We start from the raw sequence: 21,626 nt of genomic DNA on the forward strand, positions 1-21,626 counted from the left end.
TTGGCCTCCGTGGTCGACTGGGAGTCCCTGCAGCGAGCGGCGAGCGAGATCGCCCAGCGTGCGTACGCGCCGTACTCCGGCTACCGGGTGGGGGCTGCGGCCCTCGCCGACGACGGGCGCCTGCTGGTCGGGTGCAACGTCGAGAACGCGGGGTACGGCGTCACCCTCTGCGCCGAGTGCGGCCTGGTGTCGCAGCTGCACGCCACCGGCGGCGGCCGGCTGACGCACTTCGTGTGCGTCAACGGGGACGGCGAGGTGATCATGCCGTGCGGCCGGTGCCGGCAGCTGCTGTGGGAGAACGGCGGCGCCGCGCTGGAGGTGCTCACCCCCGAGGGGCTGCTGACGATGGCGCAGGTCCTGCCGCAGGCGTTCGGGCCCGACGACCTAGGGTTCCGGCATGGCTGACAACCACGACGCCGTCTCGGTGATCCAGACCAAGCGCGACCGCGGCACGCTGACCACGAGCCAGATCGACTGGGTCGTCGACGCCTACACCCGGGGCGCGGTCGCCGACGAGCAGATGTCGGCCCTCGCAATGGCGATCCTGCTCAACGGCATGGACCGCCGCGAGATCGCCGACTGGACCGCCGCGATGATCGCGTCCGGTGAGCGGATGGACTTCTCCTCGCTGTCGCGCCCCACCGCGGACAAGCACTCCACCGGCGGCGTCGGCGACAAGATCACCTTGCCGCTGGCCCCCCTCGTCGCCGCGTGCGGCGTCGCCGTGCCGCAGCTGTCCGGGCGCGGCCTGGGCCACACCGGCGGCACGCTCGACAAGCTCGAGTCGGTCCCCGGCTGGCGGGCCCTGCTGTCCAACGGCGAGATGATGGCGCAGCTCGAGGACGTCGGTGCCGTCATCTGCGCCGCCGGTGACGGCCTCGCCCCGGCGGACAAGAAGCTCTACGCCCTGCGCGACGTCACCGGCACGGTCGAGGCGATCCCGCTCATCGCCTCCTCGATCATGAGCAAGAAGATCGCCGAGGGCACCGGCGCGCTGGTGCTCGACGTGAAGGTCGGCAGCGGCGCGTTCATGAAGTCGGTCGACCGCGCCCGCGAGCTCGCCGAGGTGATGGTCGGCCTCGGCGCCGACGCCGGGGTGCGCACCGTCGCGCTGCTCACCGACATGGAGACCCCGCTCGGCCTCACCGCCGGCAACGCGATCGAGGTCGCCGAGTCGGTGGAGGTGCTCGCCGGCGGCGGCCCGGCCGACGTCGTCGAGCTCACCGTCGCACTGGCCCGCGAGATGCTCGCCGCCGCCGGTCGCGACGACGTCGACCCCGCCGACAAGCTGGCCGACGGATCGGCGATGGACGTGTGGCGCCGGATGATCGCCGCCCAGGGCGGCGACCCGGACGCCGAGCTGCCGGTCGCGAAGGAGCGCCACGTCGTGGCCGCTCCCTCCGACGGCGTGCTGACCCGTCTCGACGCACTGTCCGTCGGCGTCGCGGCGTGGCGCCTCGGCGCCGGCCGCGAGCGCAAGGAGGACCCGGTGCAGGCGGGGGCCGGCGTGGTCTGGCACGCCCGCCCGGGCGACGAGGTGCGCGCGGGGGAGCCCCTGTTCACCCTGCTCACCGACACCCCGGAGCGCTTCGACCGCGCGGTCGCCGCGCTCGAGGGCGGGTACGACGTCGCGCCGCTCGGCACCGCGTTCGAGCCCCGCCCGCTGGTCATCGACCGGGTCGGCTGAGCCGGCCGGAAGGGTCCGGGGAGGGCGGCCGGATGGCCTGGCGCACCGCGCTGACCGTCGTACGCGGCGCCTCGGCGGGCGACCTCGCCCGGGTGGGGTACGCCCCCGGCGGCGCCACGACCACGCCCGACGGCGCGATCGCCGCCGGGCTCGGTGACCAGCTGTGGCTGGTCGAGCACGGCGCCGACCTGGTGCTGGTCGGCCGCGGCCCCGACCCCGAGCTGCCGCGCACGCTGCACGCCGCGCTGGGTGTGGAGGTCGTGCACGCCTTCTTCATGGGCAACCTCGACTTCTACACGTGGCAGGTCGCGCACGCGGGCGGCCACCGGACGTGGTCGTGCGGCGAGGGCGAGGTCGTCGTGGACGACGGCACCCCGCTGCCCGAGGAGGCCGGCATCCACCTGCTCGACGAGCGGCGGCTGCGCCGGCTGGTGGAGGCGCGGGTGGAGTTCGCGCTCGCCGACATCGCCGGCAGCGCCGCGCACTCGCTCACCTCCAGCACCCCGGAGCGGGGCCGGGGGCGGCGGCGCTGGTTCGGCCGCGGCTGAGTCCGCGCTCCCGCCCGGGCCGGTGCCGACAAGGCGTGCGGGCGCTGGACCACTGCTGTAGTAATGGTCCATGGAAGCCACCCTTCTCCCCACCGCCGACCTGCAGGCCGCACCCAAGGTCCTGCTGCACGACCACCTCGACGGCGGACTGCGCCCCGCGACGATCGTCGACCTCGCCGCCGCCGTGGACCACCAGCTCCCGGCCACCGACCCGACCGCGCTCGCCACCTGGTTCGCCGAGGCCGCCGACTCCGGCTCGCTCGAGCGCTACCTGGAGACCTTCGCCCACACCGTCGGGGTGATGCAGACCGCCGAGGCGCTGACCCGCGTGGCGCGGGAGTGCGTGGAGGACCTCGCCGCGGACGGGGTGGTGTACGCCGAGATCCGCTACGCCCCTGAGCTGCACGTCGAGGGCGGGCTCGAGCTCGACCAGGTCGTCGCCGCCGTCCAGGCCGGCTTCGAGGAGGGCATGGCCGCCGCCGGTGGCCGGATCGTGGTGCGCCACCTGCTCACCGCCATGCGCCAGGCCGCCCGCGCGATGGAGATCGCCGAGCTCTCGATCCAGTGGCGTGACCGCGGCGTCGTCGGCTTCGACATCGCCGGCCCCGAGGCGGGCTACCCGCCGACCCGCTTCATCGACGCGTTCGAGTACCTCCAGCGCGAGAACTCCCACTTCACCATCCACGCCGGCGAGGGCTTCGGCCTGCCGTCCATCTGGGAGGCGGTGCAGTGGTGCGGCGCCGACCGGCTCGGCCACGGCGTGCGGATCGCCGACGACATCGCCGTCGCCGAGGACGGCACCGCGAAGCTGGGCCGCCTGGCGTCGTACGTCAGGGACAAGCGGATCCCGCTCGAGATGTGCCCCTCGTCGAACGTGCAGACCGGCGCCGCGCCGTCGCTGGCGGAGCACCCGATCAAGCTGCTCGCGTCGCTGCGCTTCCGGGTCACCGTCAACACCGACAACCGGCTGATGAGCCGCACGTCGCTGAGCCGTGAATTCGGGCTGCTCAACGAGGCCTTCGGCTACGGCTGGCGGGAGATCGAGTGGCTGACCGTGAACGCGATGAAGTCGGCGTTCATCCCCTACGACGAGCGGTACCGGCTGATCACCGAGACGATCAAGCCGTGGTACGCCGAGCGGCAGGGCTGACGGCGCGGAGCGCGGACTTCCTGACCGTTCCTGCTGCTTCCTGGCCATTGCAACGGTCAGGAAGCGAGGGAATCACCTCTGAAGCGGCGATTCCTGCCCCTCACACCACGAACCAGAAGTGGCTCCACCCACCGATCCCGACCCGGTGCTCGGCCCAGCGGGCGCTGCCGATGGTGAGCACGGCGCCGGCGGCGGGGTCGAAGACCTCGATCGCGTCGCCGGTGACGCCCACGGCGAGGGCGACGTGGCGGGGGAGCCAGCGGTTGCCGACGTAGACCGCGACCGGGCGGGTGGCGAGGTTCTCGCGGAGCACCTCGTAGCCGATGGCGGGGCGGGGGCGCACGTGCACGGTGGCGACGTGCTCGCCGGTGAGGGCGCGCAGCGCGTTGGCGACGGCCCACGGCGGGGTGCCGAGGGCGCGCGGCCAGGGGAGCTGGAAGCGGTCGCGGGGGCTGCGGGTCGAGGTGAGGTGGCGGTGCTCCTGGCGGATCTCGGCGCCCACGTCGTCGTCCGGGCGCCACGGCGAGAGCAGGACCCGCGCCGCGACCACGGACGCGGCGCCGCAGCTCACCCGGTCGGGCTGCCGGAGGGTGTCCGGGGGGAGGTCAGCCGGCCACCGCATGGTCGTCCTCCGTCGAGGCGTTGAGCTCGGCGAAGGCGCGGTCGCCGGTCGCGACCCGGCAGCCGACGGCGACCGCGCGGCGCACGACCTGCCGCTGCGCGCGGGCGAGGGCGATGCCGCGGCGGAGCAGGACCAGCGGGGGCTTGCGGTGCTCGCGCAGGTCGCGGGTCAGGCGCCGCCAGAAGGTGAGGCCTGGGTGCTGGGTGACGCAGTACGCCGCCGCGAGGATCCCGCGCTCGCGGCACTCCTCGACCACCTCGGCCGCGAAGATCCCCTCCGCGCAGAAGTGCGTGGCGCCGCGCAGGTCCAGCCGCTGGCTGCCGGTGCGCCGGCTCTCGGAGATCGAGTAGACCGGGATGTCGGCGAACCCGTGGGCACACAGTGACTCGAGCGCGGCGAGGGCGTCCTCGTGGTGCCAGGTCGCGGGGTGGTCCCAGTCGACGAGTCCGGCGTTGCTGCCCGTCGTGATCCTCGGCAGCCCCGGCTCGTCGCCGTCGCGGTAGAAGTCGTCGAGGCGCAGCGTCGGCCAGCCGCGTGCCCGGGCCATCCGTTCCGCGAGTCGCGACTTCCCGGCGCCCGAGGGGCCGGCGAGGACGATGACACGGGCGGGCACCGGACGAGCCTACGACGCGGCCCGGCCGGACCCACAACGGCCGGTGACCGTCTGCGTGCGCATGCTGGAATCCGCCCCGCCGCGTCGCCGGCCACGGCAGGATCGGCGCCATGAACACCGAGGGGGAGGGCGCGGAGGGGCTGGCGCGCGTGACGGCACCGGTCGTCCACGGGTTCGAGGTGACCGGCCGCGTGGGCGAGGAGGGGCCGTGCGCCCTGCTGGAGGCCCGGACCGCCGACGGCGACCCGGTCGCCCTGCGCCCGCTCAGCGAGGAGGAGGCCGCGGCGCTGGCCGACCGCGTCGGTCGGCTCGCTGCCCTCGACGAGGAGCACCTCGTGGCGGTCCGCGGCCTCGCGCACGGCCCCGGTGCGTCGTACCTCGTCACCGAGCGGGTCGAGGCGGCGAGCCTGGCCGACCTGCTCGACCGCGGCCAGGTGCTCGTCGTCGGGCAGGTCCTCGGCGTCGCCCGTGCGGTGCTGCTCGGCCTCGCGCACGCCCACGAGCGTGGCGTCGTCCACGGCCGGGTGGCGCCGGCGGCGGTGCTGCTCGGGACCGACGGCACGGTGCGGCTGACCGGGTTCGGCCTCGGACGCCCGGCGCCGGCCTACCTGGCGCCCGAGGCGGTGCGCCACCCCGGCGCCGAGCTCACCCGCACCGCCGACGTGTACGGCGTCGCCGCGCTCCTCGTCCACCTGCTCACCGGGCAACCGCTGTCCGAGCAGAAGCGGCACCTGCGCGCCGTCGACGCGACCCTGCGCACCGTGCTGAGCAAGGCGCTCTCGAAGGCGCCCGCCGACCGCCACCCCGACGCGCAGGCCTTCCTCAACGCGCTGGGCCGCGCCGCCAAGCGCGCCTACGGCCCGGCCTGGTGGACGGAGGCCGGGCTCGCCGCGCTGGCCGGCCAGGCCGTGCCGGAGGTCGTCGCGCTCGACCCGCCGCCACCGACCGAGGTGAGCCGGCCCGCCGGTCCCTCGCCGTGGCGCCGCCGCGTCCTCGTCGGCGGTGCCGTCGCGGTGGTCCTCGCCGGAGGCGGTGTCGCGACGATCGCGCTCGGCGACGAGCCGCCCCGGGCCCCCGCGTCGTTGCGGACCGACCAGTTCTGCGACGAGGTCGAGGCCGACGTCGTGGTCGTCGCCGGCACCGGCACCGACGCCCGGTTCGACTCCTCCGGTGCCCGTGCGACGGGACAGCCGTCCGGGCAGCGCGCCTCGGCGACCTGCTGGTGGGGCAACGGCGCGTCCCGCACGGTCGTGACCCTCTCCGTGGGTGCGGCGGCCGCGGTCGAGCAGGCCGGCGCGACCGACTCCGAGCAGGTGCGGGCGCAGCTCGACAACACGGCCCTGCTCGCCGTCCGCGACGCCGGCCGGGACTGGGACGCGTCGTACGCCACCCGGTGCCGCGACCTCGACGACCATGGCTACGACACGGCATTCAGCTGCCTGGCCCCGCCGGTGCGGCTGGCGCGGGGCCAGCAGCACCCCGGGGTGGCCCGGGTCGTGCACGCCGTCACCGAGCTCGACCAGGTGCTGGTCTGCAGCGTGAACCGGCCCCTCGCGTCACCGGCCGACGTCGATGCAGCCGCCGACCTGGACGCCGCGGCGGGGGACCTGTGCGCCACCGTCCTGCAGGAGGTACGACGTGACTGAGTCCGACGACGCGACCAGCGAGACCCGCCCGGCCCGTCGCCGCTCCCGGCTCGGCCGGCGGGTCCGGGTGGGTGCGCTCGGCCTCGGCGTGGTCCTGCTGGTCCTCGCCGTCGCGTTCTTCACCTACGCCCCGGGCAAGCTCGAGCGGATGCGCAACCGCGTCGAGCCCGCCGACCTGCCCACGGTCAGCCCGGCGACCCAGCGACTGCACGACTCGCTGCAGGTCGTCGACCTGCACTCCGACACGCTGCTGTGGGACCGCGACCTGCTCGAGAGTGCCGACCGCGGGCACATGGACCTGCCGCGGCTGGAGGAGGGCAACGTCGCGCTGCAGGTCTTCTCGTCGGTGTCGAAGTCGCCGAAGGGCCAGAACTACGACAGCAACTCCGCCGACAGCGACAACATCACGCTGCTCGCGATCGCGCAGCTGCAGCCGTTGCGCACCTGGCGCTCGTTGCTGCAGCGCTCGCTCCACCACGCGCAGAAGCTCCACGACGCAGCCGAGGGCTCCGGGGGCCGGCTGCGGCTGGTCCGCTCGGTGGCCGACCTCGACGCCGTGCTCGCCGCCCGCGCCGCGGGCGAGCAGGTCACCGGTGCCCTGTTCTCGGTCGAGGGCCTGCACAACCTCGAGGGCGACATCCGCAACCTCGACCGGCTGGAGGCAGCGGGCATGCGGATGGCCGGGTTCACCCACTTCTTCGACAACGAGGTCGCCGGCTCCATGCACGGTGAGGACAAGGGCGGGCTCACCGACCTCGGCCGCGAGGTGTTCGCCGAGCTGGAGGAGCTCGGCATCGTCGTCGACATCGCCCACGCCAGCCACGAGGCCGTCGCCGAGATGCTCGAGCTCGCCACGAAGCCGCTCGTCCTCAGCCACGGCGGGGTCCAGGCGACCTGCGACGTCAACCGCAACCTCACCGACGACGAGATCCGCGGTGTCGCCGCCACCGGGGGAGTCGTCGGCGTCGGCTACTGGGACGCCGCGGTCTGCGAGCTCACCGTCTCTGCCGTCGTCGACGCCATCGACCACGTCGTCGCGGTCGGCGGCATCGAGGCCGCCGCGCTCGGCAGCGACTACGACGGCGCCACCACCGTGGGGTGGGACACCACCCACCTCGCCGCGATCACCCAGGAGCTTCTCGACCGCGGGTACGACGAGCAGGAGGTCGCCGCGATCATGGGCGGCAACACCCTCCGGGTGCTGCGGAGGGTGCTGCCGGCCGGCTAGCCGCAGGCGGCGCCGTCAGGTCCCGATCGGGTGCCAGACCGTCTTGGACTCGATGAAGTCGGTCATCGTGCCCAGGCCCGGCTCGGCGGCCCAGTCCGGCTCGGCGTCCGGCGCACGCCGGACCCGCTTGAGGTTGTCGGCGGCCGCGACCTCGAGGGAGGTCGCGAGCTCCGGCGAGCCCGCCACGCCGCACAGGTCGATCGCGTTGACGTCCATGTGGGCCGCCAGCCACGGGCCGAGCGCCGCGGCGTCGCCGGTGAGGATGTTGACCACGCCACCGGGCACGTCGGAGGTCGCCAGCACCTCGGAGAAGGTGACGGCGGGCAGCGGACGCTCGAAGGACGACACCACGACCGCGCTGTTGCCGGTGACGACGACCGGTGCCACGACCGAGACCAGGCCCAGCAGCGAGGACTGCTGCGGGGCGAGGACGCCCACCACGCCGGTCGGCTCGGGCGCGGTGTGGTTGAAGAACGGACCCGCGACGGGGTTGGCGTTGCCGACCACCTGCGCGAGCTTGTCCGCCCAGCCGGCGTACCAGACGAGGCGGTCGACGGCGGCGTCCACCTGGCCGCGGGCGGCGCTGGCGGAGGCGCCCTCGGACTGGCGGACGGCCTCCTCGAACTGCGGGCGGCGGTCCTCCATCACCTCGGCGATCCGGTAGACGACCTGCCCCCGGTTGTAGGCGGTGCGGGACGACCACGGTCCGAACGCCTTGCGCGCCGCGACGACCGCGTCGCGGACGTCCTTGCGGGAGGCGAGGGCGGCGTTCGCCACGAACTTCCCCTTGCTGTCGGTGACCTCGTAGGAGTGGCCCGACTCGGAGCGCGGGAACGCGCCGCCGATGTAGAGCTTGTAGGTCTTGCGCACGTCGATGCGAGCCATCAGCCCTGCGCTCCCTTCAGGTACGCGGCGAGGCCCTGGCGCCCGCCCTCGCGGCCGTAGCCGGACTCCTTGTAGCCGCCGAACGGGCTGGCCGGGTCGAACTTGTTGAACGTGTTGGCCCACACCACGCCGGCGCGCAGCTGCGAGGCCATGTGCAGGATCCGCGAACCCTTCTCGGTCCACACGCCCGCGGACAGGCCGTACGGCGTGTTGTTGGCCTTCTCGACCGCCTCGGCCGGGGTGCGGAAGGTCAGCACCGAGAGCACCGGCCCGAACACCTCCTCGCGGGCGATGCGGTGTGCCTGGGTGACGCCGGTGAAGACGGTCGGGGGGAACCAGAAGCCCGACGTCGGCAGGTCGCACGCCGGCGACCAGCGCTCGGCGCCCTCGGACTCGCCGACCTCGGACAGCTCGCGGATCCGGTCGAGCTGCTCGCGCGAGTTGATCGCGCCGATGTCGGTGTTCTTGTCGAGCGGGTCGCCGACGCGCAGCGTGCCCATCCGGCGCTTGAGCTTCGCCATCACCTCGTCGGCGACGGACTCCTGCACCAGCAGGCGCGACCCGGCGCAGCACACGTGGCCCTGGTTGAAGAAGATGCCGCTGACGATGCCCTCGACGGCCTGGTCGATCGGCGCGTCGTCGAAGACGATGTTGGCCGCCTTGCCGCCGAGCTCGAGGGTGACCTTCTTGTCGGTGCCGGCGACCGCACGGGCGATCGCCTTGCCGACCTCGGTGGAGCCGGTGAAGGCGACCTTGTCGATGTCGGGGTGCGACACCAGCGCCTGGCCGGTCGAGCTCGCGCCGGTGACGATGTTGACGACGCCCGGCGGCAGGTCGGCCTGCTGGCAGATCTCGGCGAAGAGCAGCGCGGTGAGCGGCGTGGTCTCGGCCGGCTTGAGGACGACGGTGTTGCCGCACGCCAGCGCCGGGGCGACCTTCCACGCCAGCATCAGCAGCGGGAAGTTCCACGGGATGACCTGCCCGGCCACGCCGAGCGGCTGCGGGTTCGGGCCGAGGCCGGCGTACTCGAGCTTGTCGGCCCAGCCGGCGTAGTAGAAGAAGTGCGCGGCGACGACCGGCACGTCGACGTCGCGGCTCTCCTTGATCGGCTTGCCGTTGTCGATCGACTCGAGGACCGCGAGCTCGCGGCCGCGCTCCTGGATGATCCGGGCGATGCGGAAGAGGTACTTCGCGCGCTCCTTGCCCGACATCCGCGACCACCCGCGGAAGGCACGGCGGGCGGCCCGGACGGCGAGGTCGACGTCCGCCTCGGACGCCTCGGCGACCTCGGCGAGGGTCTCCTCGGTGGCGGGGTTGATCGTCTTGAAGGACGTGCCGCGTCCGTCGACGAACTCGCCGTCGACGAAGAGGCCGTAGGACGGCTTGATGTCGACGATGCTCCGCGACTCCGGAGCCGGTGCGTACTCGAAGGCCATGAGGATCAGTCCAGGGTGAAGTAGTCGGGACCGCTGTAGCGGCCGGTGGTGAGCTTGGTGCGCTGCATCAGCAGGTCGTTGAGCAGCGTCGAGGCGCCGAACCGGAACCAGTCCGGGTCGAGCCAGTCGTCGCCCGCGACCTCGTTGACCATGACGAGGTACTTGATGGCGTCCTTGGCGGTGCGGATGCCGCCGGCCGGCTTGACGCCGACCTGCACGCCGGTGGCCTCGCGGAAGTCGCGGACGGCCTCGAGCATGACGAGGGTGACCGGCAGGGTCGCCGCCGGCTGCACCTTGCCCGTGGAGGTCTTGATGAAGTCGGCGCCGGCGAGCATCGCCAGCCACGACGCGCGGCGCACGTTGTCGTAGGTCTGCAGCTCACCGGTCTCGAAGATGACCTTGAGGTGGGCGTGCGAGCCGTCGGGGCGCGCGCAGGCCTCGCGGGTCGCGACGATCTCGTCGAAGACCTGCAGGTAGCGCCCGGCGAGGAAGGCGCCACGGTCGATGACCATGTCGATCTCGTCGGCGCCGTTCGCGACCGCGTCGCGGGTGTCGGCGAGCTTGATGTCCATCGACGCCCGACCGCTGGGGAAGGCGGTGGCCACGGCCGCCACGTTCACCTGGTCGCCGAGGACCGCCTTGACCTCGCCGACGAGGTCGCCGTACACGCAGACCGCGGCCACCGACGGGCACGACGGGTCGGACGGGTCGGGGCGCAGCGCCTTGTTGGCGAGCGCGCGCACCTTGCCGGGGGTGTCCTGCCCCTCGAGGGTGGTCAGGTCGACCATCCGGATCGCGAGGTCGAGCGCCCACGCCTTGGCGGTCGTCTTGATGGAGCGGGTCCCGAGCCCGGCGGCCCGGGCCTCCGCACCGACCTGGTCGACGCCGGGCAGGCCGTGCAGGAACCGGCGCAGCGACGCGTCGCTGGCCGTGACTTCGGAGTACGCCGCGAGTCCCGGGACGGGGTCGGTGGTGGCGGAGGTCGGCATCCGCCCAGCATAGGGTTGGGGACCATGCAGAGCGAAGGTGTCGAGAAGGCCGAGCGGTACAGCTCGGGAGGACTCGTGTCCGGCTTCCTCGGGATCGGCACCGTGCTCGCCCTCCTCGTCTTCGCCGTGCTCTCCGACGACGACGGCTTCGCGCCCTGGGCGTTCCCGGCGCTGCTGCTCGCCGCGGTGCTGATGTGGGCCGTCCTGCTGCGCCCCGCGGTGGTCCTCCACCCCGGCGAGCTGGAGCTGCGCAACGTCCTGCACAGCCGGTTCATCCCCTACCCCCTGATGACCGACGTGCAGGTCAAGCAGGTGACCGTCGTGGAGGTCGGCGACGAGCGCTTCGTCGGCGCCGGCCTGGGCCGCAGCCGCGGGACCATGCGCAGCGACGCGAAGGCCGGGCCGGACATCACCGCCGACCACTCCATCGGCTGGCTCGTGGAGGAGAAGGTGCGCCGCCGGATGAACCCGCACGACCCCGTGGCCGACCCCGGCCCGGTGCGCCGGGTGTGGGCGCTGCCCGAGGTCGGCGCGATCGCCGTCCTCGCCGTCGTGACCCTGGTGCTCGCCCTCGTCGCCTGAATCGTCGCCTGTGGACGACGGGGCGGTAGTCCCTGACGAAAAGCACCGGGGAACGGCGTGTCGCGGTGCTTTTCGTCAGGGACTACCGCGCCGGGCTGTGGAGGACGGAGGACGGCCAGCGTGAGGTCGAGCGTCAGATGCCGGCGGCGATGGCGATGTCGGTGCGCAGCACGGCCAGCTTCTCCGCTGCCACCGCGCGGGCGACGGCCACGTCGCCGTCGGCGACCGGCACCACGACCTCGAGGTAGCACTTGAGCTTCGGCTCCGTCCCGCTCGGCCGTACGACGACCCGGCTGCCGTCCGCCGTCCGGTAGCGCAGCCCGTCGGTCGGCGGCAGGTCCGCGGAGCCGAGGGTGAGGTCGTCCACGGCGGTGACCTCGACCCCGCCGAGGGAGGCCGGGGGAGTGGCGCGCAGCCGCTCCATCGCCGCGGCGATCCGGGACAGGTCGGTGACCCGCACCGACAGCTGGTCGGTGGCGTGCAGGCCGTGGCGGACCGCGATGTCGTCGAGCAGGTCGAGCAGCGTGCGACCGGCAGCCTTGGCCTCCGCGGCGATCTCGCACAGCAGCAGCGCGGCCGAGACGCCGTCCTTGTCGGCCACGTGCTCCGGGTCGACGCAGTAGCCGAGCGCCTCCTCGTAGCCGAAGGCCAGGTCGGGGACCCGGCCGATCCACTTGAACCCGGTGAGGGTCTCGGCGTACCGCTGGCCGGCCGCGCTCGCCATCCTGCCGAGCAGCGAGGAGGAGACGATCGAGGTGGCGTAGACGCCCTCGCGTCCGAGGCGCAGCAGGTGGTCGGCGAGCAGTGCACCGACCTCGTCGCCGCGCAGCATCCGCCACCCGTCCGGTCCCGGGACGGCGAGGGCGCACCGGTCGGCGTCCGGGTCGTTGGCGACCACCAGGTCCGCGCCGGTGCGCTCGGCGAGCGCGACCGCGCGGTCGATGGCGCCCGGCTCCTCGGGGTTGGGGAAGGCGACGGTCGGGAACTCGGGGTCGGGCTGCTCCTGCTCGGGCACCACGGTCGGCGGCTCGAAGCCGGCGGTCTCCAGCACGGCCGGCAGCGCACCCCCACCCACGCCGTGCAGCGGCGTGTAGACGATCGCGAGGTCGCGCGGGCCGTCGCCGGCGAGGGAGGCGACGGTGTCGAGGTAGGTGTCGACGATGCCCTCGTCGAGGACCCGCCCACCGGTCGTGGTCAGCGGCACCCGCCGGACCGTCGACAGGCTGCCGATCGCCGCGATCCTCGCCGCGATCCCGGAGTCGGCCGGCGGCACGATCTGGCTGCCGTCGCCGAGGTAGACCTTGTAGCCGTTGTCCTCCGGCGGGTTGTGGCTCGCCGTCACCATCACCCCGGCTGCGCAGCCGAGCTCACGGATCGCGAACGCCAGCAGCGGCGTCGGCAGGGGACGCGGCAGCACCAGTGGCCTGAGCCCCGCGCCGGCGATCACCTCCGCGGTGTCGTGGGCGAAGACGTCGGAGCAGTGCCGGGCGTCGTACCCGATGACGACGGGGGTGCCCGGCTCGGTGCCCTGCTCGAGGAGGTACGCCGCCAGGCCGGCCGCGGCGCGGATGACGACCACGCGGTTCATCCGGTTCGGCCCGGCGCCGAGCGCGCCGCGCAGCCCGGCGGTGCCGAACTCCAGCGTGCCGCGGAACCGGTCGGCCAGGTCCGCTCGTGCGTCGGCGTCGCCGGCCTGGACCGCGGCGACGACCCGGGTGAGCTCCTCGCGGGTGTGCTGGTCGGGGTCCTCGGCGAGCCAGGACTGGGCCCGGGTGATCAGGACGTCGGTGTCGGGCGTGGTCACCGGGCCACCGTAGCCCGCTGTCCGGCCGCGGTGGAGGCCCTCACGTCCACTAGCATCACCGGGCACTTTCCTGACGACCGCAGGCTGACGACCGAAGGGCCCCCATGACCCAGACCGCCACGCCGCAGGCCCAGCCCCTGGTGGCCCGGGCCGGCAAGCACCCCGTGATCGCCGAGGCCTACAAGCTGGTCTCGATCGTGGTCGGTGCGATCGTGTTCGCGATCGGCCTCGAGGGCTTCCTGATCCCCAACGACTTCCTCGACGGCGGCATCGTCGGTGCCTCGATCATCATCACCCAGTTCGTCGACCTGCCGATGGGTGTCTTCATCGGCCTGCTCAACGTCCCGTTCGTGGTGCTGGCCTGGGTGATGATCGGGCACCGCAGCGCGCTGCGCTCGGGCCTGGGCATCGCCACCCTGTCCGCCGCGACGATCGTGCTGCACCACATGCACGCGATCACCGACCAGTCGTGGCTCGCGCTGGTGTGCGGCGGCGCGATGATCGCGCTCGGCATCGGCGTGGCCCTGCGCCACGGTGGAGCCCTCGACGGCACCGAGGTGCTGGCGACGATCCTGGCCTCGCGCACGCAGTTCACCGTCGGCCAGCTGATCCTCTACATCAACCTCGGCATCTTCACGATTGCCGGCTTCGTCATCTCGTGGGAGTCGGCGCTGCTGTCCGGCGTGCTGTTCTACGTCGTGGTCAAGGACCTCGTCGACCAGATCGCGCACGGTGAGTCCGGGGTCCGCAAGGCGCGCGTCACCACCACCCGCCACGCCGAGGTCGCGACGATGATCTCGGCGCGGATCAACCGGCCGGTGCTCGTCGACCAGCACCAGCACTGGTACGCCGACGGCCCGGGTGAGGACGTGTGGGTCGTGAACTTCACCTGCTCCCGGATGGAGGAGGCGACGATCGTCGAGGACATCGAGGCGCTCGACCCCGATGCCAACGTGACCTTCTCGGACATCACCAACCTGCACGGTCCGATGTTCGAGTCGATGACCAACGCCGGCCACTAAGCGAGCGACCGGGCCGGCCGCGGCGGACGGTCAGCCGTCGACCGAGCTCATGTCGGCGTACCGCTGCCCGGCGACGGCGCCCCGCGGCACGGCGCGCTCCAGCGCGGCGAGGTCTGCCGTGCTCAGCGTGACGTCGAGGGTCGCGACGTTCTCCTCCAGGTAGCGCACCCGCTTGGTCCCCGGGATCGGCACCACGTCCGGGCCCTGCGCCAGCACCCAGGCCAGGGCGAGCTGACCGGGCGTGCAGCCCCGCCCCTCGGCGAGCGCCCGCACCCGCGCCACGAGGCGCAGGTTGTGGTCGAGGTTGTCGTCGGCGAACCAGGGGAACGCGACGGCGCTGCGGCCGGGACCCACGGGTCCCTCGGTCCGCGTCGCCGTGAGCAGGCCCCGGCCGAGCGGGGAGTAGGGAACCAGCCCGATGCCGAGCTCGCGCAGCGTCGGCAGCACCTCGTCCTCGACGTCGCGGCAGAACAGCGAGTACTCCGACTGCAGCGCGGTGATCGGGTGTACGGCGTGCGCCCGGCGGATCGTCGCGGCCGACGCCTCGGAGAGGCCGAGGTGGCGCACCTTGCCGGCCTCGACGAGCTCCTTCATCGCCCCGACCGTCTCCTCGATCGGGACCGTCCGGTCGACGCGGTGCTGGTAGTAGAGGTCGATGTGGTCGACCCCGAGCCGCGAGAGCGACGCGTCGCAGGCGCTGCGGACGTACTCCGGACGCCCGTTCACGCCGACCCGGGTGCCGTCGGGGAGCCGCTCGTTGCCGAACTTCGTGGCGACCTGCACCTCGTCGCGACGGCCCGCGAGGGCCCGGCCGAGCAGGCGCTCGTTGGTGAACGGGCCGTAGGCGTCGGCGGTGTCGAGGAAGGTGACGCCGAGGTCGAGCGCGCGGCGGATCGTCGCGGTGCCGCCGGCCTCGTCCGGGCCGCCGTAGAACTCCGACATCCCCATGCACCCCAGGCCCAGCGCGGAGACGGTGAGCGGTGACGTGCGGCCGAGGGTGCGGGTGGGGATCGCCATGGCCGTAGCCAACACCGGGCCCGGGCCGGTGGGCCACGGGGGTCGGGTCAGGCGAGCGGGGCATGCTGGGGCCATGGACCCGGTGGCCCGCGACTTCCGCTTCACCGACGCCTGGCAGGTCCCGGCGCCGGTGGACCGGGTCGCGGCCGTGCTGACCGACCTCGAGCACTACCCGCGCTGGTGGCCGCAGGTGCGGGCGGTGGCCAGGCTCGGGCCCGACACCGCGTGGGTCCGGTGCCGGTCCGCCCTGCCCTACACGCTCGACCTCGTGCTCGACGCGGTCTCCCGCACGCCGCCCGTCGTCGAGGTCGCGCTGGGCGGCGACCTCACCGGGTTCGCCAGGTTCACGCTCACCGCGGTCGACAGCGGCACCCGGCTGGACTTCGCGCAGGAGGTGCTGGTGGACGGCGCGCTCGCGCTGGCGTCGTACGTCGGCCGGCCGGTGCTGGTGTGGAACCACCGCCGGATGATGGCCGGCTGTCGCCGCGGGCTCGCGTCAGCGCTGGACTGAGCGCTTGCGGCGTCGGTGCCGCCAGGGCTGGAGGACGACGAGCAGCACCAGCCCGATCCCGGCGCCGATCGCTGCGCCGGTGGCGTTGTCGACGATGTCGGTGACGTCGCAGGCGCGGTCGATCCGGGCGAGCTCGAGCTGGGTCTTCTCGATCAGCGCCGAGTAGCCGGCCAGCGCCAGCACGCCGAGCGGCGCCAGGACCCAGCCCGCTCGCCACCGGCCGATGGCGAGCACGAGCAGGGCGCCGGACGGCACGAAGAGCGCGGTGTTGAGCGCGCGCTGGCCGGACTGGAAGATCCAGAAGCCCTCGGGGGCGGGGCCGCCGATGTCCCACGAGCACGAGGTCAGCCGGCCCTCGGCCGGGACGATGCCGGGGTCCGCCGACGTGGGCACCAGGGTGACCAGGCCGATGACCGCCAGCGACCACAGGAACCCGCCGATCGCTCCGGCCGACACCCAGCCGAGCGGGCGCAGGAGGAGCAGCGCGAGCACGCCGCACGCCACCGCCGCGACGGCGATGCCGAGCAGCATCACGCCGATGCCCCCGAACCCGACCATGCGCGGGAGACTAACGCGCAGCCGGTCGCGGGGCCGAGCCGGCTCAGGACACCCGGGCGCGCTGCCGGGCCACGAAGCGGGTCGCCAACCGATTGACGAGGGTGGGGGAGAGCCGCCCGAGCCGCCAGGCGATGCGCGCCTGCCGCGGCTCCACGACGATGGCCTCGTCGCGCTCGACGGCCGCGAGCACCCGCTCGGCGAGCCGGTCGGGGTCGACGGGTCGCCGTACGCCCTGGCCCTCGAGGTAGAAGTCCCGGCCGCGGTAGCGGCCGATCTCGCCCTTGTCGAGGATCGGGGTGTCCACCGCGGCCGGGCAGACCACGGTCACGCCGACCCCGTGCGCGGCGGCCTCGGTGCGCAGCGCGAGGGACAGCCCGACGACGGCGTGCTTGGTGGTGACGTAGGACGTCATCAGCCCGGCCGCCATCAACCCGCCCATCGACGCGGTGTTCACGATGTGCCCGCCGCCCTGGGCGAGCATCCGCGGGTAGGCCGCGTGCACGCCGTGCACCACGCCACGCACGTTGACGTCGATGATCGCGTCCCACTGCTCGAGGCCGAGGTCCTCGGTGTTGCCGAGGAAGGTGATGCCCGCGTTGTTGAAGAGCAGGTCGATCCGGCCGTGGGCGGCCACGACGTCGGCCACCGCCGCGGCGACGTCGCCGGCCGAGGTGACGTCGACGTGGCGGGCGGTCGCGGTCCCCGGGCCGGAGGTGGTGGCGACGACGGACTCGGCGCCCGCGAGGTCGACGTCGGCGCACACGACGTGCGCCCCGCGTCGTACCAGCGCGCGGGTGAGGGCAGCGCCGATGCCGGACCCGCCGCCGGTCACCAGCGCGGTGCGCCCGGCGAGGCTCACGAGAACGCCGCCTCGACGAGCCGGACCAGGTCCGGGTAGCGCTTGAGGTGCGCGCCGCCGTTGACGTCCATGGTCTCGCCGGTGATCCAGCGGGAGTCGTCGGAGAGCAGGAAGCGGATCGCAGCGGCGACCTCGTCGGGCTCGCCGGAGCGCCCGAGCGCGGTGTTCTCGAGGTACTCCTCCCGCACGCCGGGGATGTCCATCGCCGGTGCGGTCAGCGGCGTCACGACCAGGCCGGGGGCGACGGCGTTGACCCGCACGCCGCGGTGCCCGAGCTCGAGCGCGGTCACCTCGGTGAGGGCGACGAGGCCTGCCTTCGCCGCGCAGTACGCCGCCAGGCCGGTGCCCGGCTGCCGGGCGTTCAGCGACGACAGGGACACCAGCGAGCCGCCGTCGGCGACCCGGCGCCCGGCGTGCTTGAGCACCAGGAAGGCGCCGGTCAGGCAGACGTCGACGACCCGCCGCCACTCGTCCGCGTCGTGGTCGACCACCCGGGACAGGGTGCTCACGCCGGCGGCGTTCACGACCCCGTGGAAGGCCCCGTGGTCGGCGACGACCCGGTCGAAGAGCGCGGCCACCGAGTCCTCGTCGGTGACGTCGACCGGCACGTCGGCCGGGGTGCCCGGGAGGTCCGCGACCACCACCTCGTGGCCTGCCTCGCGCAGCACGGCGGCGCTCGCCGCCCCGATCCCGGAGGCTCCTCCGACGACGACGCTCACCTGCACGGGCCCACTCCTGACGTCCGTCTGTGTCTGTTGACACGTGTCAACTACCGCGCCTAACGTGACGGCGGTCACGCCGTCCTGTCAAGGGGCGGCTCGCACACGAGCGTCACGCGTCGGGGGCTCCCGGCCGGGAGGAAGAGATGAGCGGTCCCACCGTCGCCGTGATCGGCGCAGGCATCAGCGGCCTGACGACGAGCAAGATGCTGGCCGACTACGGCCTGGACTTCACGACCTTCGAGTCCTCGGACCGGGTCGGTGGCAACTGGGCCTTCGGCAACCCCAACGGGCACAGCAGCGCCTACCGCTCGCTGCACATCGACACCTCGAAGCACCAGCTGTCCTTCAAGGACTTCCCGATGCCCGAGGAGTACCCCGACTTCCCGCACCACACGCAGGTCAAGGACTACCTCGACGCCTACGCCGACGCCTTCGACGTCCGGCGGCGCATCGAGTTCGAGAACGGCATCGTGCACGCCCGCCGGCTGCCCGCCGAGGAGGGCGGCGGCTGGGAGCTGGAGACCCAGCGCACCGGCACGCGGCGCTTCGACCGGCTCGTCGTCGCCAACGGCCACCACTGGGACCCGCGCTTCGCCGACAAGCCCGGGGAGTTCACCGGCCTGACCATGCACTCCCACGCCTACATCGACCCGCGCACGCCGTACGACCTGACCGGCAAGCGGATCCTCATCATCGGCCTGGGCAACAGCGCCGCCGACATCGCCGTCGAGCTCTCGAGCCGCACCCTCGACAACGAGGTCGTCATCTCGACCCGGTCGAGCGCGTGGATCGTGCCGAAGTACTTCGCCGGGACGCCGGCCGACAAGTACTACCGCACCTCCCCGCACGTCCCCTTCGCCTGGCAGCGCAAGTTCGTCCAGGTCATGCAGCCGCTGACCGCCGGCCGCCCGACCGACTACGGCCTCCCGGAGCCGAACCACAAGTTCTTCGAGGCGCACCCGACCCAGTCGGTGGAGCTGCCGCTGCGCCTGGGGTCGGGCGACCTGCGGGCCAAGGGGGACATCGAGCGCTGGGAGGGCTCCACCGTCCACTTCGTCGACGGGACGAGCGAGGACTTCGACGTCGTCATCCACGCCACTGGCTACAACATCACCTTCCCGTTCTTCGACGAGGACTTCATCAGCGCGCCGGAGAACCACATCCGCCTCTACAAGCGGATCTTCAAGCCGGGCATCGACGACCTCGCCTTCGTCGGCTTCGCCCAGGCCACGCCGACGCTCTTCCCGTTCGTCGAGTGCCAGACCCGCCTCGTCGCGGCCTGGCTGGTCGGGCGCTACCAGCCACCGCCGCCGGCCGAGATGGAGCGGGTCATCGACGAGGACCAGCAGAAGTACACCGCGCACATGGTGCAGCGGCCCCGGCACACCCAGCAGCTCGACTACTTCCTCTACGAGCACGATCTGCGGGTCAAGGAGATCCCGGCCGGGGTGGCCCGTGCCTCGGCCGGCACGGGGGCGCGGTGAGCGAGGAGCGCCGCTGGGCGCGGATGGTCGACCGTCGCAGCGTCAACCGCGGTGACGCCCGCCGGGCCGCGCTGCTGACCGCCTTCGACGAGCTGTTGCGCGAGCAGAGCCTGGAGGAGGTCAACGTCGCCGAGGTCTCCCGCCGCGCCGGGGTGACCCGCTCGGCGTTCTACTTCTACTTCGAGAGCAAGGCGGCCGCCGTGCTCGCCCTCATGGCCGACCTGTACGACGACGCGTCGGCCGCCACGGACCTGCTGGTCAAGGCCGAGGGGGAGCCGGAGCCGCGGCTGCGGCAGGTGGTCACCGCGCTCTTCGACTCCGTCGACCGGACGCCGCACACCTACCGCGCCCTGCTCGAGGCGCGCGCGACCAGCCCGACGGTGCGCGAGCTGTGGGAGGAGGGGCGCGCGGAGTTCGCCGGCATGGTCGCCGAGACGATCGAGCGCGAGCGCACCCTGGGCCGCGCGCGACCCGGCCCCGACGCCGGCGCACTGGCAGCCGTCCTCCTCGACGTCAACGACCAGGCCGTCGAGCGACACGCGCTCGGGGTCGGCCCGCCGCGCGCGCAGCACATCGACGCACTCGTCCACATCTGGATCCAGAGCATCTACGGGAGCACCTCGTGAGCACCACCTTCGACTTCACCTCCGCCGGCATCCGCTGCGCCGCCACCCACTTCCCGGGCGAGGACGGCGCCCCGGTCGTCGTCCTCGCGCACGGCCTCGCCGGCACGCAGGACGCCGGCATGTGGCCCTTCGCCGAGGCGTACGCCGCCGCCGGGTTGCACGCCGTCACCTTCGACTACCGCTGCTTCGGGGCCAGCGACGGCCAGCCGCGCCAGGTCGTCTCGCTCGCCGGCCAGCTCGCGGACCTGCACGCCGCCGTCGACGCCGCGCGGAGGCTGCCCGGCGTCGACCCGGACCGCGTCGTGCTGTGGGGCGCCTCGCTGGGCGGCGGGCACGTCGTCTCCGCCGCGGCCGGGCGCACCGACGTCGCGGCCGTCGTGTCCGTCGTACCCATGGTGGACGGGGTGGCCGCCGCCCGGCTGGCGGCGAAGCACCACGCCCCGGCGCAGCTGCTCGCCTCCACCGGTCGCGGTGTGGCCAGCGCGCTGCGCCGCCGGGCCGGCCGCGGCCCGGCGATGATCCCGGTCGTGGCGCGGCCGGGGGAGCCGGGCGCCCTCACCCTCCCCGGCGCCTACGAGGACTACCTCGCCATCGCCGGCCCGACGTGGCGCAACGAGGTCGCCGCCGACGTCGTGCTCGAGCTCGGGACCCGCGCACCCCTCAAGGCGGCGGCGCGGCTGGGGGAGCAGGGTGTCCCGTGGCTGGTGCAGGTCGCCGACTTCGACCGGAGCGCCCCGCCGCACGCGGCGATGAAGGCTGCCGTCGCCGGTCGGGCCGAGGTCCGCCACTACCCGGGCGACCACTTCGACCTGTTCGCCGGCAAGCCCTTCCACGAGCCGGCCGTGCAGCACGCGCTGCACTTCCTGCGCCGGGCGCTCGGCCTCGCGCCCGCCGCTGCGCCGACGTCCGGGGCTCAGGCGGTCCGGTAGTCGTCCAGGTCCTGGCCCAGCTCGACGAACAGCGCCTGGTTGAGCGCGAAGACGGCCTTGACCTCGTCGACGACCCGCGCGACCTCGTCCTGCGAGAGCGGCAGTGCGTCGAGGGCGGCGCGGTAGGTGTCCTTGAAGAGCTTGGGCTTGGGGATCCCGGTGAACTCGTAGAACGCCGTGCCCCGGCCCTCGGGGATGTCGTAGGTGCGGCGCAGGATGCGGCCGATCACCTGGCCGCCCGAGAGGTCGCCGAGGTAGCGGGTGTAGTGGTGTGCGACGAGGGCGCCGGTCCACTCGGCGGAGGCGATGCGCTCGGCGTACGCCGTCGCGGCGGGGGACTCGATGGCGTCGGCGTCGACGCCCGGCGCCCAGTGGGCGAGGTCGGCGTCGATCGCAGCGAGGCGCTCGAGCGCCGGGTCGTGCAGGGGAGCGATGAGCTCGTCGTCGGCGTGCTCCGCGACGGCCTTCTCGAGCGCCGCGTAGATCCGCCGCAGGCGAAGGAGCAGGTCGGTGTGGGCCTGCGAGGTGAGCCTGCCCTCGAGCAGCTCGGCCATGAAGGACGAGTTCTCCGCGGCCTCGTGCTCGCTGCGCGAGCCCTCCCGCATGGCGACCGACAGCGGGACGGCGGCGGTCGGGGTCTCGGTCACAACGGTCACGTGCGCTCCTGCAGTCGGGAAGGTGTTGACAGATTGTCAGCAAGTTTGTGAC

At 73.5% G+C, this 21,626-nt stretch carries 23 protein-coding genes; 12 read left to right on the forward strand and 11 right to left on the reverse strand.

The features are described 5' to 3' along the window. The first annotated feature begins 9 nt into the window (after positions 1-9). From NOCJ54_RS0100730 to NOCJ54_RS0100745, 4 genes are all read left to right on the forward strand, one after another. The gene (locus NOCJ54_RS0100730; protein ID WP_232221641.1) at positions 10-405 is read left to right on the forward strand and encodes a cytidine deaminase; all 396 of its coding nucleotides are present in this window, start codon (positions 10-12) and stop codon (positions 403-405) included. Beyond that, positions 398-1,687: a thymidine phosphorylase gene (locus NOCJ54_RS0100735; RefSeq protein ID WP_028653916.1), complete on the forward strand. Its 1,290-nt coding sequence runs from the start codon at positions 398-400 to the stop codon at positions 1,685-1,687. Before NOCJ54_RS0100730 ends, NOCJ54_RS0100735 begins: the two co-directional genes overlap by 8 nt. Before the next feature lie 32 nt (positions 1,688-1,719). After that, positions 1,720-2,235 carry a hypothetical protein gene (locus NOCJ54_RS0100740; RefSeq protein ID WP_028653917.1) on the forward strand — a complete coding sequence of 172 codons (516 nt, stop codon included), beginning with the start codon at positions 1,720-1,722 and terminating at the stop codon, positions 2,233-2,235. A 70-nt stretch (positions 2,236-2,305) separates the two neighbouring features. Next, positions 2,306-3,385, forward strand: a complete 1,080-nt coding sequence (locus tag NOCJ54_RS0100745) for an adenosine deaminase (RefSeq protein WP_028653918.1) — start codon at positions 2,306-2,308, stop codon at positions 3,383-3,385. 100 nt (positions 3,386-3,485) lie between these two features. Here the strand turns inward: NOCJ54_RS0100745 and NOCJ54_RS0100750 are convergent, their stop codons facing one another. Both NOCJ54_RS0100750 and NOCJ54_RS0100755 read right to left on the reverse strand, forming a co-directional pair. Next, positions 3,486-4,007 carry a hypothetical protein gene (locus NOCJ54_RS0100750; RefSeq protein ID WP_028653919.1) on the reverse strand — a complete coding sequence of 174 codons (522 nt, stop codon included), beginning with the start codon at positions 4,005-4,007 and terminating at the stop codon, positions 3,486-3,488. Beyond that, complete coding sequence (locus tag NOCJ54_RS0100755; RefSeq protein ID WP_028653920.1) at positions 3,991-4,620, reverse strand: ATP-binding protein; 630 nt, start codon at positions 4,618-4,620, stop codon at positions 3,991-3,993. Before NOCJ54_RS0100755 ends, NOCJ54_RS0100750 begins: the two co-directional genes overlap by 17 nt. 110 nt (positions 4,621-4,730) lie before the next feature. On the opposite strand from NOCJ54_RS0100755, the gene NOCJ54_RS0100760 reads away from it, so the two are divergent. Together NOCJ54_RS0100760 and NOCJ54_RS0100765 are read left to right on the forward strand one after the other, a co-directional pair. Continuing rightward, a complete protein-coding gene (locus NOCJ54_RS0100760; protein ID WP_028653921.1) occupies positions 4,731-6,266 on the forward strand; it encodes a protein kinase domain-containing protein in 1,536 nt (511 codons plus the stop codon). Then, complete coding sequence (locus NOCJ54_RS0100765; protein WP_232221642.1) at positions 6,259-7,494, forward strand: dipeptidase; 1,236 nt, start codon at positions 6,259-6,261, stop codon at positions 7,492-7,494. The genes NOCJ54_RS0100760 and NOCJ54_RS0100765 overlap by 8 nt, the downstream gene beginning before the upstream one ends. Before the next feature lie 15 nt (positions 7,495-7,509). Here NOCJ54_RS0100765 and NOCJ54_RS0100770 read toward each other — a convergent pair whose 3' ends face one another. The 3 genes from NOCJ54_RS0100770 to deoC are packed head-to-tail and all read right to left on the reverse strand — an operon-like array spanning position 7,510 to position 10,804. Beyond that, on the reverse strand, positions 7,510-8,379 hold the full coding sequence (locus tag NOCJ54_RS0100770; protein ID WP_028653923.1) for an aldehyde dehydrogenase family protein: 870 nt from the start codon (positions 8,377-8,379) through the stop codon (positions 7,510-7,512). Further along, positions 8,379-9,815, reverse strand: coding sequence for an aldehyde dehydrogenase family protein (locus NOCJ54_RS0100775; RefSeq protein WP_028653924.1), 1,437 nt, complete (start codon positions 9,813-9,815; stop codon positions 8,379-8,381). The genes NOCJ54_RS0100770 and NOCJ54_RS0100775 overlap by 1 nt, the downstream gene beginning before the upstream one ends. 5 nt (positions 9,816-9,820) lie before the next feature. After that, positions 9,821-10,804 carry a deoxyribose-phosphate aldolase gene (gene deoC / locus NOCJ54_RS0100780; protein WP_028653925.1) on the reverse strand — a complete coding sequence of 328 codons (984 nt, stop codon included), beginning with the start codon at positions 10,802-10,804 and terminating at the stop codon, positions 9,821-9,823. A gap of 24 nt (positions 10,805-10,828) precedes the next feature. On the opposite strand from deoC, the gene NOCJ54_RS0100785 reads away from it, so the two are divergent. Beyond that, positions 10,829-11,386, forward strand: coding sequence for a hypothetical protein (locus NOCJ54_RS0100785; RefSeq protein ID WP_028653926.1), 558 nt, complete (start codon positions 10,829-10,831; stop codon positions 11,384-11,386). Between the two features lie 133 nt (positions 11,387-11,519). Here NOCJ54_RS0100785 and NOCJ54_RS0100790 read toward each other — a convergent pair whose 3' ends face one another. Further along, positions 11,520-13,190 carry a phospho-sugar mutase gene (locus NOCJ54_RS0100790; RefSeq protein ID WP_028653927.1) on the reverse strand — a complete coding sequence of 557 codons (1,671 nt, stop codon included), beginning with the start codon at positions 13,188-13,190 and terminating at the stop codon, positions 11,520-11,522. A gap of 104 nt (positions 13,191-13,294) precedes the next feature. On the opposite strand from NOCJ54_RS0100790, the gene NOCJ54_RS27900 reads away from it, so the two are divergent. Continuing rightward, on the forward strand, positions 13,295-14,212 hold the full coding sequence (locus tag NOCJ54_RS27900) for a YitT family protein (RefSeq protein WP_051485324.1): 918 nt from the start codon (positions 13,295-13,297) through the stop codon (positions 14,210-14,212). A 30-nt stretch (positions 14,213-14,242) separates the two neighbouring features. Here NOCJ54_RS27900 and NOCJ54_RS0100800 read toward each other — a convergent pair whose 3' ends face one another. After that, positions 14,243-15,229: an aldo/keto reductase gene (locus NOCJ54_RS0100800; protein ID WP_036516321.1), complete on the reverse strand. Its 987-nt coding sequence runs from the start codon at positions 15,227-15,229 to the stop codon at positions 14,243-14,245. Between the two features lie 73 nt (positions 15,230-15,302). Between NOCJ54_RS0100800 and NOCJ54_RS0100805 the strand changes: the two genes are divergently transcribed. Continuing rightward, positions 15,303-15,740, forward strand: a complete 438-nt coding sequence (locus NOCJ54_RS0100805) for an SRPBCC family protein (protein ID WP_028653929.1) — start codon at positions 15,303-15,305, stop codon at positions 15,738-15,740. Here NOCJ54_RS0100805 and NOCJ54_RS0100810 read toward each other — a convergent pair. From NOCJ54_RS0100810 to NOCJ54_RS0100820, 3 genes are read right to left on the reverse strand one after another with little or no spacing between them, the layout of a single operon-like run. Next, positions 15,726-16,298: a VanZ family protein gene (locus tag NOCJ54_RS0100810; RefSeq protein WP_028653930.1), complete on the reverse strand. Its 573-nt coding sequence runs from the start codon at positions 16,296-16,298 to the stop codon at positions 15,726-15,728. The genes NOCJ54_RS0100805 and NOCJ54_RS0100810 overlap by 15 nt on opposite strands. A 43-nt stretch (positions 16,299-16,341) precedes the next feature. After that, entirely contained in the window at positions 16,342-17,157 is an 816-nt protein-coding gene (locus NOCJ54_RS0100815) for an SDR family NAD(P)-dependent oxidoreductase (RefSeq protein ID WP_028653931.1), read from the reverse strand. Next, positions 17,154-17,882, reverse strand: a complete 729-nt coding sequence (locus NOCJ54_RS0100820) for an SDR family NAD(P)-dependent oxidoreductase (RefSeq protein WP_028653932.1) — start codon at positions 17,880-17,882, stop codon at positions 17,154-17,156. Before NOCJ54_RS0100820 ends, NOCJ54_RS0100815 begins: the two co-directional genes overlap by 4 nt. A gap of 140 nt (positions 17,883-18,022) precedes the next feature. Here NOCJ54_RS0100820 and NOCJ54_RS23195 point away from each other — a divergent pair, with 140 nt between their 5' ends. The 3 genes from NOCJ54_RS23195 to NOCJ54_RS0100835 are packed head-to-tail and all read left to right on the forward strand — an operon-like array spanning position 18,023 to position 20,918. Then, positions 18,023-19,363 (forward strand): flavin-containing monooxygenase, encoded by a 1,341-nt coding sequence (locus NOCJ54_RS23195; RefSeq protein ID WP_036516324.1) that lies wholly within the window; start codon positions 18,023-18,025, stop codon positions 19,361-19,363. Further along, a complete protein-coding gene (locus tag NOCJ54_RS0100830; protein WP_145723739.1) occupies positions 19,360-19,989 on the forward strand; it encodes a TetR/AcrR family transcriptional regulator in 630 nt (209 codons plus the stop codon). Before NOCJ54_RS23195 ends, NOCJ54_RS0100830 begins: the two co-directional genes overlap by 4 nt. After that, positions 19,986-20,918 carry an alpha/beta hydrolase gene (locus tag NOCJ54_RS0100835; protein ID WP_028653934.1) on the forward strand — a complete coding sequence of 311 codons (933 nt, stop codon included), beginning with the start codon at positions 19,986-19,988 and terminating at the stop codon, positions 20,916-20,918. The genes NOCJ54_RS0100830 and NOCJ54_RS0100835 overlap by 4 nt, the downstream gene beginning before the upstream one ends. Here the strand turns inward: NOCJ54_RS0100835 and NOCJ54_RS0100840 are convergent. Then, the gene (locus NOCJ54_RS0100840; RefSeq protein ID WP_232221643.1) at positions 20,903-21,574 is read right to left on the reverse strand and encodes a biliverdin-producing heme oxygenase; all 672 of its coding nucleotides are present in this window, start codon (positions 21,572-21,574) and stop codon (positions 20,903-20,905) included. The two genes, NOCJ54_RS0100835 and NOCJ54_RS0100840, sit on opposite strands and share 16 nt — an antisense overlap. Positions 21,575-21,626: the final 52 nt, after the last annotated feature.

The sequence above is a fragment of the Nocardioides sp. J54 genome, assembly GCF_000519005.1.
Lineage (GTDB): Bacteria > Actinomycetota > Actinomycetes > Propionibacteriales > Nocardioidaceae > Nocardioides.